The sequence below is a fragment of the Chryseobacterium cupriresistens genome (assembly GCF_046614675.1).
Taxonomy (GTDB): Bacteria; Bacteroidota; Bacteroidia; order Flavobacteriales; family Weeksellaceae; genus Chryseobacterium; species Chryseobacterium cupriresistens.
Map to the genome: position 1 here is coordinate 21,262 of NZ_JBKKJT010000009.1, position 13,284 is coordinate 34,545.

Consider the following 13,284-nt stretch of genomic DNA (forward strand, 5'->3'; position numbering starts at 1 on the left):
ATATTGAAGATTATAAAAAATAAAAGGTTCAAGGCTTTTAGAAAAATCCCTGAACCTTTTAAAATATATGTTATTAACTATGCTTGCTTTACAAACTGTAATTCACCAGCTACTTTTACATCATCACTTACCATTACACCTCCTGCTTCAAGAGCAGCATTCCAGTTTAATCCAAAGTCTTTTCTGCTGATTTTTCCTTCAAAAGAGAAACCTGCTTTTGTATTTCCCCATGGGTCTACGTTGATTCCTCCGAAGTCTACATCAAGTGTTACAGGTTTTGTAATTCCGTTGATGGTAAGATTACCTACAACAGTATTGTTTAATGCCTGAGATTCAAATGTGATCGTAGGGTGAACTTCAGCATTGAAGAACTCCGCCGACTTTAAGTGGTTGTCTCTGTCCGTATTGTTGGTGAATACAGAATCCGTCTGAATCGTAGCAGTAGTTTTAGCATTTGCAAAAAACTCATCTTCAGAGTCAATTTCAGCAGTGAAAGTTCTGAAGCTTCCTTTTACGTTAGAGATCATCATGTGTTTTACTTTGAAAGTAATTTCACTATGCGTAGGGTCTAAAATCCATTTTGTTGCCATTGTATTTCGTATTTTTTGTTTGTTATTAATAATGCAAATTTAGGACAGCGTACCTATACAAGTCATTGATATAGGATAAGAAATGAGTTTTTTTGTCAATTGTCAATTTTGCTTCGCAAGTGAATGGTGAATTTCTTTCAACATCCAATTGACAAGCGCAGCGGATTGACTATTCACGATTGACTTATTTAACATCAATCGTCAATTTTGCTTCGAAAGTGAATGGTGAATTGATTCCAGCATCCAATTGACAAGCGCAGCGGATTGACAGTTCATGATTGACTTATTCTAATCTCCTTTAAAAATTCTACTCTTAAGTTAAGGAATATTTCCATTGAATACATGAATTCCATTTTATGAATGTTTTAATTTAACATTTCTTAACGAATGGTTTTTATTTCTTATTTTTGAAGGATTCAATTTTATACAATGAAATTACATAAATTTTCTTTATTGATGCTGGTTTTAGGCAGTTCGGTATTTGCCCAGACCCAGAAGTTTACCATGGCGGAGGCTGTAAATGGAATGAGGACCAACCTTGCTGTGAAAAATATTTCCCAATTTTCATGGTCTGCAGACGGAAAATCATACATTCAGGCAGTAAAAGGCGGTTATCTGATTACAGATTTGAAAACCAACAAACAGGATACCCTGATCTCCTTGAGTCAGCTGAACAGAAATCTTTCCAATGATAAGCTTAAAGCTGTTCCTCCTATTAAATTTACAGGGAATTCCAATGGATATTTTACGACAGAGGGCAAAATGTCTTGGATTGAAAAATCCGGAAACGATTGGAAAATAAAAAGCACAGCTGCTATTGATCAGAATGCTGCCAATGTTAAAATGTTTGGTGACGGCCATACTTTTGCCTTCACAGCAAAGAATAATTTATTTGTCAACAGGAACGGAAAGACCATTGCTGTAACCAACGAGACCAATGAAAATATCATTAGCGGACAGGCCGTTCACAGAAATGAATTCGGAATTGATACCGGAATTTTTCCTGCCCCGAATTCTGAGAGTGTAGCTTTCTATAAAATGGATCAGAGCATGGTAGCAGATTACCCGATCATCGATTGGTCTGTAACACCTGCTGTCAATCACAACATCAAATACCCGATGGCTGGCCAGACTTCTCATCAGGTAACATTAGGGGTGTTCAATATTAAAACACAATCTACTACTTTCTTAAGAATTGAAGGGGAAAAAGATCAGTATCTGACAGCGGTTACATGGAGCCCGGACTCAAAATATATTTTTGTAGGAGTTTTGAACAGAGCTCAGAATCATATGAAAATGAATCAGTATGACTCTGTTACAGGAGAATTGGTAAAAACATTATTTGAAGAAACAGACAGCAAATATGTAGAGCCGCAGCACCCGCTTACTTTCTTCCCGAATTCTAATACAGACTTTATCTGGCAGAGCCAGAGAACTGGATACAACCACTTGTTCCACTACAGCCTTGAAAAAGGACTGATATCCCAAATCACAAAAGGGGATTGGCTGGTAACAGATATTTTAGGATTCAATGAAAAGAAAAAGGAGATCTACTTCACCTCAACAAAAGAGACTCCTTTGGAAAGACATTTATACAGAATCAACTGGACCAACTTCAAAATGCAAAAGCTTGATAATGCAGAAGGAATGCACATCGGAACTTTGAGCGGCGATGGGAATTATCTGTATGATGCTTACAGCAATGCGAATTCACCGAGAGTTGCCAACATTATCAATACAGCTAATTTAAAAACTACGAATATCCTTACTTCTGAAAATCCATTAAAAAATTATCAGAGACCGGAAATTAAAAACGTAGTGTTAAAGACTGATGACGGAACTCCTTTGTATGGAAAAATTATTCTTCCAACCAATTTTGATCCGAACAAAAAATATCCGACTATTGTTTATCTGTACAACGGACCACACTTACAGCTGATCACGAACAGCTTTCCGGCCTCAGGAAACCTTTGGTATGAATATATGGCTCAGAACGGATACATTATTTTTACAATGGACGGAAGAGGTTCTTCTAACCGTGGAATGAAGTTTGAGCAGGCTGTATTCAGAAACTTGGGAACTACAGAAATGAACGACCAGATGAAAGGTGTAGAGTACTTAAAATCTCTTCCTTATGTAGACGGAGATAAAATGGGAATTCATGGATGGAGCTTCGGAGGATTTATGACAACAAGTTTTATGCTTCGTAAGCCGGATGTATTCAAAGTGGGTGTAGCAGGAGGACCTGTAATCGACTGGAGCATGTACGAGATCATGTACGGAGAAAGATATATGGATACTCCGCAGGAAAATCCACAAGGTTATGCGGTTGCAAATCTATTGGATAAAGTTCAGAACCTGAAAGGAAAATTACTGATGATTCACGGTGCACAGGATGATGTAGTCGTATGGCAGCATTCTATTAAATTCATCAAATCTGCTGTTGATAACGGAGTTCAGCTGGACTACTTTACTTATCCGGGACATCCGCATAATGTGATCGGGAAAGACAGAGTTCACCTGATGCAGAAAATTACAGATTATTTTGATTTGTATCTGAAGAAATAATAATACAATCCAGTCGGAAAGGCTGGATTTTTTTTTTTGCTACACAAGTATTATGTTTTTTGGAAAACGCAAGGGCGCAAGATTATTAAATAGGTTATGTTGTAAGACGCAAGGATTTTATCTGCGATAAAATTTTATGATTTGTAATTTTATTTCACGCTGATTTTGCAGATTAAGCAGATGCAATGGAAATCTGCGTAATCTGCTTGATTTGGGATAAAATTTAATCTAAATATCATTCTGCCTTTGCTGAAAATCTTCGATTTTCTTGCGCCTTAAAAAATCATAAAAATAAAAATTCCTTGCGCCTTTGCGTTTTCCAACAAAAGAATCATCAGTATTCAACAGCCCTTCCGATCTTAACAAACATCAATGTTTTTGATTTTCCATAGTGGTAACTTTGTATCACTAAAATCAACAATATGGAATTAGGAATAGGAATGTTCGGTGATCTGGCTTTTGACCAGTCAACCGGGAAATATAGAGATGCAGGAATTAAGATCCGTGAAATACTGGATCAGGTAAAATTGATGGATGAGGTAGGAATTGATGTTTTTGCTATGGGAGAACATCACCGTCCGGATTATGCTGTTTCCTCTCCGGAGATTGTTTTGGCAGCAGCAGCAAGCATTACAAAAAATATAAAACTGGCCAGTGGCGTTACTGTTTTGAGTTCTTCGGAGCCGGTAAAAGTGTATGAGGATTTTTCAACGCTGGATTTAATTTCAGACGGAAGAGCAGAGATCTTTGTCGGACGTGGAAGTTTCATCGAGTCATTTCCTTTGTATGGCTATTCACTGAATGATTATGAACAGCTATTTGATGAAAAATTGGAATTATTACTGAAAATCAATTCTGAAGAAAATGTAAGCTGGTCAGGAAAACTTCGTGCACCGATGCAGAATCAGACGGTATACCCAAGAGCAAAAAATGACGGAAAACTTTCCATCTGGAGAGCCGTTGGGGGAACGCCGCAGTCTGTTTTGAGTGCAGCACAATTGGGAATGCCATTAGTGGTAGCTATTATTGGAGGAATGCCAATCCAGTTTAGAAATCTGATCGAGTTTTATAAGCAGGAATACCAAAAAGCGGGACATGATGTTTCAAAAATGCAGATCGCAATTCACTCCCATACTTTTGTGAGTGATGATCAGAAAGTAGTGGATGGATATTTCCATAATTATAAATCACAGATGGACAGAATTGGAGTTTCAAGAGGTTGGGCTCCTTATACAAAAGCACAATATGAAGGTGGAAGAAGTAAAGATGGTGCATTATTTATCGGAAGTCCGGCGGAAGTAGCAGACAAGATTGCTTATATGAAAGAAATTTTCGGAATTACAAGATTTATCGGCCACATGGATGTAGGAGATCCTGCTCATGATGTGATGATGAAATCGATAGAATTGTTTGGAAATGAAGTGAAGCCTGTTATAAAAGGACTGTAACAGGAAAGTTTGTGAGGTGTGAAAGCCACGAAAGATCTGTTTCTTTTGTGGCTTTTGTTGTTTTAAATATAGTATTAAACAATCTCAATCAGACTTCCTCTTTCTTCGTCTTTAATAATATTGAGTGCTGTAGGAATTTTCTCTTTCAGTTCTTCCACGTGCGAAATAATTCCTACAATCCTGTTTTCTTTCATCAGATTGGTGAGCGTTTCAAAAACGATATTCACAGATTCCGTATCCTGAGTTCCAAAACCTTCATCAATAAAGAAGAAATTTTTATCGGCCTGCGCATTGGCCTGAACACTTTCTGCAAGAGCCAGAGCCAGACTTAAAGATACCTGAAATGCCTGGCCTCCGGAAAGTGTTTTGACACTTCTGCTTTTTCCTTCGTTGAGGTAATCAATAATTTCAAAATCGTTATTCTCATTCAGCTGGAGGCTCAGCTGATTTCTGGTCATCCGGTGAAAACGCACATTAGCATGATCACAAAGCTGTCTCAGATAAATAGATGAAACATATTGTACAAAACCCGCACCTTTAAAAAGATTCATCATGATTTTTAAATTTTCTGAGCGTTTTTGAAGTTGTGCAAGTTCTTTCAGAAGTTCCTCTTTTTTTACAAATTCCTTTTCCAGACGATCTATTTCAGCAGTTTTTGTGACTACAGAATCACTAATCTGCTTTTGTTCGGTTTGTGCTTCGGTGAACTGCTGTTCAGCGATAGAAAACTGTTCGTTATTGAACGAAAGGCCTTTCAGTTTTAACTCCAGCTCTCCGATGAATTTCTTTAAAGCTTCAAATTCAACTTTGAAAAGCTGAACTTTAGTCCTCACCAGCTCAACATTAATTTCCTGAAGTAAAATATTCTCAACTTCTTTAAATTCTGTGAAATTTTGATCAGCCAATGCTTTGACAACTGCTTCTTCATTCCCTGAAATTTCCTTCTCCAGCTCTGTAATCTGCTTTTCAGATTGGCTCACAATAGCCTTTTGCTCTGCCAGTTTCGGAGAAAGAATTTTTTCCTGTTCTACAGTTTTCAGGTAATTTTCTTCAATCTCTTTATTAGAATAAGCAAGCTTCTGATACGATTCTTCAATTTCTTTTATTTCCTTTTGAGCATACAGATCCCATTCGAGAATTTTAAGACCGGAACGGCTGATATTAATTTGCTCCTGCTTCGAAACTTCTTCCAGACGGAAAGCTTCCAGAGCACTCTTATATTTTTCCAGTGTTTTGGATTCTCTGTCAAAATTTTCCCTGGCTAAAGCGATATTCCGTTCCGTTTCTTCAATCTTTTTCTCCAGCGTAAACGAGTCTGAGCGTTTTTTCTCAAATTCCTCTTCCTGGTTGGAAGCAAATTGTTTCCAGGTGAAATTCAGCAGATGATTTTCAATATCCTTCTGAATCTGCAGAAGTATCTTTTGTTCCGAAAGAAGCTGTTCCTCAAAGATCTTTTTACGGTCCAGAATCTTGTCAATTTCAGCCTCCTGCTTTTGAAGTCCTGTTCCTTCCTGTTCAAGCGATGCTATTTTCTCCTGAATTTCCTGTAGTTCAGTATTTACATCATGAAATTCCACAATATGCGGATGTTCTTTAGAACCACAGAGCGGGCAGTTTTCTCCGTCATGAAGTTCACTGGCAAAACGGGAAAGTTCTTTTTGTATTTTGAGATGATCCAGTTTCTGGGAAAGTTCCTTTTTTTGAGTCTCTAAGGTTTCTTTTCTGATTCTGAAATCTTCTTTATAATTTTTGGTATAAGCAAAAGGCTTTAATTCTTCTGTAATTTCTCCGATCTGCTTTTGATGTTTCCCGATCTTTTCAGCTTGTTCCTGAAGCGATTTTTTTAAATTCTTTTGCTGAATAAACCAGTTGCCCACTTCAGAAAGCAGGGCAGAATCCAGTTTTTGCTCTTTTAAGGTTTTAATCTGTGCGGAAAGCTCATCAATAGTCTTTTGAATTTTCTCTTTATTAAGATTTACTTCTTTTACTTTTTCAGAACCTTTCCGGGTTCTTTCGTTCAGGATCTTGATTTCTTCAGAAAATTTCAGGATCTGAATGATAAGGTTCAAATCATTTTCCTGAATTCTGGATTGCTCTAAGGCTTTAAACTGTGGTTCAAGGACCATGAGCTGTTCTTTTACAGTATTAAAACCCTTTTCAGTTTCCTGCCAGTCTTTGATTTGCTGTTCCTTTTCGTTTCGTTTTGAAGCAATTTCTTTCGAGAGTTTATTTTTCTCAATAATCAAAGGGTTGAAAATTCTGAAAATCCTGTCGTATAATTCTGCCTGTATTTCCAGAGCATCCATCTGAGGCTTTTCTTCAGAGAGTTTACTGAACTTTTCTTTATTCTGCTGTAAACTGTCAAAGTCACTTTTCAGGTTTTTCAGCTGTTGATAGGTCTGGGAAACCTTTTCCAGTTTTTCATTGGATTCGGAGAGCTTTTTTTGTTCCTCTGCAAGCAGCTCTTTCTGAATCCGGATTTTCTCTTCATTGATTTCTTCGAAACCTTTTAACTGTCCTTCCAGCTGATCCAGTTCAGATCTGTTTTTTACATTGAGTGCAGAAACATTGTTCTGAAGGTCAAATTTCTGAAGGTTAAAAATTTCCTTCATCATGTTCGTTCTTTCTGCAGCACCCAATTCAAGGAATTCTTTGAACTGTCCCTGCGGAATAATGATGGTTCTTTTGAAGTTGGAATAGCTTAAGCCAATAATAGCTTCTGCATTCGAGTGATCCAAAGGAATCCATTTGCCATTGATGTTTTCATAAAATGTAACCGCATTAGGTTTTACCTCTTCGAACTTTTTTGAATTTCTCTTAAAATCACGGGAAGCACGGAACAGTTTATTCTCATAATTGATAAAATCAAATTCAATATATGAACTGTTTGATTTTAAATTCATCATGTTATAAGCCCTTTTATCACGCATATTCAGACGTTCCGTTTCACCATATAAAGCAAACGAAATGGCCTCAAGAACTGATGATTTTCCGGAACCCACAGCCCCGAAAATCCCAAACAGCCCCGCCTCAGTGAGATTTCTGAAATCAATGGTCTGGCGTTCCCGGTACGAGTAAAGTCCTTCGATAGTTAATTGAACAGGGATCATGGCTTATGCATTTAAAATTTCGTTAAACAAATTCATCAGTTCTTCATTGGCTTCCTGCCCGCCGTTTTTAGATTTAAAATAATCCTTGAATAAAATATCAATATCCTGACTTAAATTGATCTCCTGGTTTTGATTTTCTGCCAATTCCAGATTTTTTATTTTGGGGATAAGGTGTACAATTCCGTTGTGAGACTGGTAGATTAATCTTCTTTCGTCTGCCGTTAAAAAAGTCTCACTTTCCAGCGTAAGTTCAATAAATGTATTGGGATTTTCACCCAGCCATTGAACAGCATCCTCAATGGAGGTAAATGTTTTTCGGACTAAAGCTCTGCCGCTTTTCAAGAGTTTCTTCTCGTAGGAAACTGTTTTTCCCGGCTCTGCATCAATAATGGAAACATACTTCTTTTGTCCGGCTTCACTAAAGCTGTAGCAAAGGGGAGAAGATGAATAAATAACCGGTTTCTCCTTCGTACCGATATTCTGAAAACCATGAAGGTGACCGAGGGCTGTGTATTGAATCTGCTCGGGAATACTGTCCGAAAAAATCAAGTCTGCGTTTCCTATCTTAATCGGCTTTTCTCCTTCCGGTTCTTCCAGAATTTCTGCCCCTCTTTTATTCATGTATAAATGAGCAGTCAGAAGATTCACTCCGGTATCATCGCAGAACTGATCTGCAAGATTTTTCCATTCCTGTGCAAGTACTTTGTTGATTTCTTCTTCTTTATTTTCACCAAAATATTCCTTTAACCGGACCTCATTCGCAAAAGGAGTATGAAGAATTCTTACAGGAAAGTTGATCCCGTCAATTTTCAGTTCTATGAAACCTTCTTTTGAGTTGGTAATGTTGAAATATTCTGTACCGAAAGGCACAATCTCCGCTTTAGGATGGCCAATGAGAATAATTCCGCACTCTCTTGCCAGAGGATCGGGAGCATTGATTAAGCTGGGAGAATCATGATTACCGGAAATAGCAATCACAGGACGTTTTCCGTTCAGGGATAAACGTTTTAATGTTTTATAAAAAAGTTCAGCAGCCTCTACACCTGGATTGAAATTATCGAAAAGATCACCGGCAATTAAAACCATATCAACGTTTTGTTCGTCAGCAATCTGAACAATTTCATTCATAACCAAAACCTGTTCTTCAAGTCTTGAAAAACGGTCGAGGCGCTTACCCAAATGCCAGTCGGCAGTGTGGAGGATTTTCATAATTTAAATTTGAGAATTAAAAAGACTATATGCAGCGTAATTTTCAAGTTGTTTCGCAGAGAATTATTTTGCAGCTATTACAATGTAAAGATAGAGAATACTTCATTTAAAAAATTAAGGTTTCCTTACTTCGGATCAAGACAATTATGGTTTATTATCAGCTTCTCTTGCTTTGAAATCTTCCCGGATTTGTTTTAACCTTGCTTTTCTTTCAGCTTCTGCATTTTGTATTTTACGTTTTTTCTGATCAATTTTCTTTTTATTTTTCTTCCTGTTCGCTTCGTTGTTTTTGCTCATGTTTTGTAACGGATAATTTTTATTGGTAAGGAATAGCTTCTTCAAAAATAAGAAACAAAAAAGGAAGAGTGGTGTGGATTTCCATATAAACTTATAATCAATTAATTTTGTAAAAAAAAGATGGAACAGCAGTCCAAAGATCCTCTACACGGAAAAAGACTTGATGCTATCCTGGAAGAACTGGTAGAATATTATAAAGGTTTTGAAAGGTTGGGCGAGCAGATCAATATTAAATGTTTTACAGATAACCCAAGCATAAGTTCTTCCCTTAAATTTCTGCGGAAAACACCGTGGGCCAGAACAAAAGTAGAGAGCCTGTATCTTTTTGTCCTGAGACAGAAAAAGAGGGAGGAGGACAGAAAAAAATAAAGCCGGGGAGTTATTATGTAAGTAATGTAAAGTAAAAAGGAAAATTATATTTCCTTATGCATTTCATAGCTTCATCTTCCATCTCCTATCTTTCAAGCTCATTGAATCATTTCAAAAAGAGTATATTTGTATGATTAATCGTGAGGCAAAATCACGAAAAAAAGAAAAAATATGACAATCGAAAACAATCACGTTGTAGCTGTAAAGTATATACTTCACACGATCGAACCAGATGGAAGTAAGATTCTTGTAGAAGAAACAACAACAGAAAATCCACTTACATTTTTGTATGGTGTGGGAATGATGATTCCAAAATTTGAACAGAATATCTTAGGTTTAAAAGCTGGCGACAAAGCGGCTTTTGTAATTCAGCCTGAAGAAGCTTACGGTGAAAGACAGCCGGATGCCATTGCACAGTTACCAGTGGAAATGTTTAAAGAATCAGGACTTCCGCCTGTAGGAGCTATTCTTCCTTTATCAGACAATCAGGGGAATAATTTCCAGGCTTTTGTAGTAGAAATTACTCCGGAAGTTGTAGTAGCAGATCTTAACCACCCGATGGCTGGGAAAGTATTAGATTTCGACGTGGAAGTTTTAAGCACTCGTCCGGCAACTGAAGAAGAGCTGGCACATGGTCATGCTCACGGAATTGACGGAAACGAAGCTCACTAAAAATATAAATGCCCGATTTTTTCGGACATGTTTCAGATAAGAAAATGAGCCACAGATAATCCTGTGGCTCATTTTTATTGATAATAGGTATTGGTTGCTTGGCATTCCCCTCCGGTGGAGGGGCGGCGAAAATTCAAAGAATTTTTAACGGGGTGGTTCTATACGCAAAGCATAACTCTATACTTACTAATCCAAAAATTCCCCGGAAACATAATACCAGCGTTCGTGCATCTTCTGAAAAACAGAAAACTCATGATGAACTTGCGGATGCCCGTCCTGATCGGTATAATAAGCCTTAAATTCCACATGATTTAAAGCCGGAGTTCTGATGATTTCCAGTTTCGTCCATTGGTTGATTTCTCCCCATTCCTGCAGATCTTTTTTATTGTGGTATTTTCTTTTTCCCGGAAGAGTAGTTTCCATCAGGTATTCACCATTTGGAATGGCAAAAGCAGAGAACCTTGAACGCATCAGAGCTTCAGCCGTAGGAGCATGTTTTTCTCCCATATGATAAGGCTTGCAGCATTCTTCGTATGATTTTCCTGAACAGCATGGACAGTCCATATATTGTATTTTAAATTTTAAATGCAAAAATAATGAATCTCGTTAGAAAGGAGTTCTGCCTATTTGAATTTTATAATGGAATTAATATGTTGAATTGTTATATATTCAATAGAAACGGGCTTTAGCCCGTTCAAATAAATAAACAAAAATCCACCGGCTTTAGCCGAAACATAGAAAATTTATTTATCACAGATAGGTATAAAAAAGAAGCACTCTGATTAAAGAATGCTTCCCTTGATTTATTTAATAAACCCTCTGTTTCTCAATAAAGGTTTGATATCCGGATCATGTCCCGTAAAGTCTCTGAATGCCTGATTCAGGTCTACAGAATTTCCTACGGACAGAATATACTTTCTGAAACGGTCACCGTTTTCTCTGGTTAATCCTCCGTTTTTACTGATCCATTCCCATGCATCATTATCCAAAGTTTCAGACCATAAATAAGCATAGTATCCTGCAGAATATCCACCTCCCCAGATGTGTGCAAAATAAGGCGTGTGATATCTTGGCGGAACTGTGGCCAGATTAAATCCATGGCTGGCTAAAGACTGCTTTTCAAAATCTAAAACAGGAATAAACTGATTTTCATTGCTTACTGTATGCCAATCCATATCGAGTTCAGCAGCAGAAACCAACTCAGTAGTCATATACCCCTGGTTGAAAGTAGATGCCTTTTTGATCTTATCTACCAAAGCCTGTGGAATAGGTTGTTTTGTTTCATAATGTACAGCATAATTCTTCAGAACAACAGGATCTAAAGCCCAGTGCTCATTAATCTGGGATGGGAATTCCACAAAGTCTCTCGGTACATTCGTTCCTGAAAGTGAAGGATATTTTTGGCTGGCAAACATTCCGTGAATAGAGTGGCCAAATTCATGGAAGATGGTTGAAACATCATCATAGCTGATTAAGGAAGGTTTTCCCGGAGCAGGTTTCTGATAATTGTAGCAGTTCACGATTACAGGTTTTGTTCCCAGTAAATAAGACTGCTCAACAAAATTACTCATCCATGCACCACCGTTTTTAGAATCCCTTGTATAGAAATCCAGATAGTAAATGGCAATAGATTTTCCATCATGATCGAAAACTTCATATGTTACTACGTCCGGATGATAAACCGGAAGATCTGTTCTCTTTTTGAATGTAAGTCCGTAGAATTTTTCAGCAGCAAAGAAAACTCCTTTTTCAAGAACGGTTGTAATTTCAAAATAAGGTTTAATTTCACTTTCATCAAGGTCAAACTTAGCTTTTCTTACCTGTTCAGCATAGAAATTCCAGTCCCAGGGTTCTACTTTGAAACCTCCTTTCTGCTGATCAATAAGATCCTGAATATCTTTTGCTTCACGTCTTGCTGTTTCCACTGCAGGAGTAGCAATCTGGTTCATAAGTTTTGTTGCTGCTTCAGGGGTTTTTGCCATTTGATCCTGAAGTTTCCATTCTGCAAAGTTTTTCTTGCCTAAAATCTGTGCTTTCTTCAATCTTAGTTTAGCAAGCTGCTCGATGGTTGATCTCGTATCGTTGGCATCTCCTTTCTCAGCTCTTGTCCATGAAGCTTTAAATAGCTTTTCTCTGGTAGCCCTGTTTTTTAAATTTTGTAAAAGAGGCTGCTGTGTTGTATTTTGTAAAGTCAGAAGATATTTTCCGGGTTGTCCTGCTGTTTTGGCATCAGCTGCTGCCGCTGCAATTTCATCAGCAGAAAGTCCATCCAGTTCTTTGGCGTCTGAGAAGAAAACTCCACCTTGCTTTCTTGCTTCCAGTAATTTGTTGGCATATTGTGTAGAAAGAGAAGCCAGTTCCTGATTGAGCTGCTTTAATTTTTCTTTATCCGCTGCAGAAAGGTTAGCTCCTGCAATTTCAAAATTCTGCTTATAATATTGTACCAGTCTTTTGCTTTCGGAATCAAGACCGTCTTCTTTAATGGATTGAATTCTTTTATAAAGATTTTCATTCAGGTACAGTTTATCGGAATGTGCAGCAAAAATAGGGGCATATTCTTCATCCAAAGCCTGTAAAGTAGGGTTTGTATTTGCACTGGTAAGATTTGAAAACACAATTTGTGCTCTTCTCAGTACTTCACCACTTTTTTCCAATGCAACGATGGTATTTTCAAAAGTAGGGGCAGCCGGATTGTTGGCAATTTTTATAATTTCAGCTTCATGTTGCTTTAAACCATAGTTAAAAGCAGGTTTGAAGTGTTCGTTTTTGATTTTGTCAAACTCCGGAGCTTCGTACTGAAGCTTGCTCTTCTTCATAAAAGGATTGGAAGCTAAAGAGGGGTCAGGTGCAGGTAGCTCCTGTTGAATATCGGTCTGTTTCATTGTAGTACAAGATTGATTGAACGCCAAGGCAGAAATTAATAATACCGATGAAATATTCTTCATAAATATAGTTGTTATTAAAGCATAAAGATATTAAAAACTTGTATCATAGAACATATTTCGGCGTATGTATTTCTTT

Annotated in this window: 10 protein-coding genes; 4 read left to right on the forward strand and 6 right to left on the reverse strand. The window is 37.4% G+C overall.

All coding sequences use genetic code 11. The annotated features are described in order from the left end of the window. Window positions 1–77: 77 nt before the first annotated feature. Window positions 78–590: a YceI family protein gene (locus tag ACLI50_RS19155; protein WP_002983653.1), complete on the reverse strand. Its 513-nt coding sequence runs from the start codon at window positions 588–590 to the stop codon at window positions 78–80. A gap of 429 nt (window positions 591–1,019) precedes the next feature. On the opposite strand from ACLI50_RS19155, the gene ACLI50_RS19160 reads away from it, so the two are divergent. Beyond that, the gene (locus ACLI50_RS19160) at window positions 1,020–3,158 is read left to right on the forward strand and encodes a S9 family peptidase (protein WP_411414434.1); all 2,139 of its coding nucleotides are present in this window, start codon (window positions 1,020–1,022) and stop codon (window positions 3,156–3,158) included. A 422-nt stretch (window positions 3,159–3,580) separates the two neighbouring features. After that, window positions 3,581–4,606, forward strand: coding sequence for an LLM class flavin-dependent oxidoreductase (locus ACLI50_RS19165; protein WP_411414435.1), 1,026 nt, complete (start codon window positions 3,581–3,583; stop codon window positions 4,604–4,606). A gap of 74 nt (window positions 4,607–4,680) precedes the next feature. On the opposite strand, the gene ACLI50_RS19170 is transcribed toward ACLI50_RS19165, so the two are convergent. The 3 genes from ACLI50_RS19170 to ACLI50_RS19180 all read right to left on the reverse strand — a co-directional run bounded on the left by ACLI50_RS19170 (window position 4,681) and on the right by ACLI50_RS19180 (window position 9,222). Further along, on the reverse strand, window positions 4,681–7,716 hold the full coding sequence (locus tag ACLI50_RS19170) for an SbcC/MukB-like Walker B domain-containing protein (RefSeq protein WP_411414436.1): 3,036 nt from the start codon (window positions 7,714–7,716) through the stop codon (window positions 4,681–4,683). A gap of 3 nt (window positions 7,717–7,719) precedes the next feature. Continuing rightward, window positions 7,720–8,925, reverse strand: coding sequence for a metallophosphoesterase family protein (locus ACLI50_RS19175; protein WP_411414437.1), 1,206 nt, complete (start codon window positions 8,923–8,925; stop codon window positions 7,720–7,722). A gap of 144 nt (window positions 8,926–9,069) precedes the next feature. Next, entirely contained in the window at window positions 9,070–9,222 is a 153-nt protein-coding gene (locus ACLI50_RS19180) for a hypothetical protein (RefSeq protein WP_002983641.1), read from the reverse strand. Window positions 9,223–9,342: 120 nt separating this feature from the next. Between ACLI50_RS19180 and ACLI50_RS19185 the strand changes: the two genes are divergently transcribed. Continuing rightward, entirely contained in the window at window positions 9,343–9,591 is a 249-nt protein-coding gene (locus ACLI50_RS19185; protein ID WP_411414438.1) for a VF530 family protein, read from the forward strand. Between the two features lie 171 nt (window positions 9,592–9,762). Continuing rightward, on the forward strand, window positions 9,763–10,263 hold the full coding sequence (locus ACLI50_RS19190) for an FKBP-type peptidyl-prolyl cis-trans isomerase (RefSeq protein ID WP_062675624.1): 501 nt from the start codon (window positions 9,763–9,765) through the stop codon (window positions 10,261–10,263). Between the two features lie 186 nt (window positions 10,264–10,449). Here ACLI50_RS19190 and ACLI50_RS19195 read toward each other — a convergent pair whose 3' ends face one another. Together ACLI50_RS19195 and ACLI50_RS19200 are read right to left on the reverse strand one after the other, a co-directional pair. After that, window positions 10,450–10,827 carry a YchJ family protein gene (locus ACLI50_RS19195; protein WP_411414439.1) on the reverse strand — a complete coding sequence of 126 codons (378 nt, stop codon included), beginning with the start codon at window positions 10,825–10,827 and terminating at the stop codon, window positions 10,450–10,452. A 239-nt stretch (window positions 10,828–11,066) separates the two neighbouring features. After that, entirely contained in the window at window positions 11,067–13,208 is a 2,142-nt protein-coding gene (locus ACLI50_RS19200; protein WP_395972451.1) for a M3 family metallopeptidase, read from the reverse strand. Window positions 13,209–13,284 lie beyond the last annotated feature (76 nt).

Excerpts from the sequence above, each read along its gene's own strand:
- ACLI50_RS19155 (WP_002983653.1), bottom strand. The coding sequence starts at position 590 with ATGGCAACAAAATGGATTTTAGACCCTACGCATAGTGAAATTACTTTC.
- ACLI50_RS19160 (WP_411414434.1), top strand. The coding sequence starts at position 1,020 with ATGAAATTACATAAATTTTCTTTATTGATGCTGGTTTTAGGCAGTTCG.
- ACLI50_RS19165 (WP_411414435.1), top strand. The coding sequence starts at position 3,581 with ATGGAATTAGGAATAGGAATGTTCGGTGATCTGGCTTTTGACCAGTCA.
- ACLI50_RS19170 (WP_411414436.1), bottom strand. The coding sequence starts at position 7,716 with ATGATCCCTGTTCAATTAACTATCGAAGGACTTTACTCGTACCGGGAA.
- ACLI50_RS19175 (WP_411414437.1), bottom strand. The coding sequence starts at position 8,925 with ATGAAAATCCTCCACACTGCCGACTGGCATTTGGGTAAGCGCCTCGAC.
- ACLI50_RS19180 (WP_002983641.1), bottom strand. The coding sequence starts at position 9,222 with ATGAGCAAAAACAACGAAGCGAACAGGAAGAAAAATAAAAAGAAAATT.
- ACLI50_RS19185 (WP_411414438.1), top strand. The coding sequence starts at position 9,343 with ATGGAACAGCAGTCCAAAGATCCTCTACACGGAAAAAGACTTGATGCT.
- ACLI50_RS19190 (WP_062675624.1), top strand. The coding sequence starts at position 9,763 with ATGACAATCGAAAACAATCACGTTGTAGCTGTAAAGTATATACTTCAC.
- ACLI50_RS19195 (WP_411414439.1), bottom strand. The coding sequence starts at position 10,827 with ATGGACTGTCCATGCTGTTCAGGAAAATCATACGAAGAATGCTGCAAG.
- ACLI50_RS19200 (WP_395972451.1), bottom strand. The coding sequence starts at position 13,208 with ATGAAGAATATTTCATCGGTATTATTAATTTCTGCCTTGGCGTTCAAT.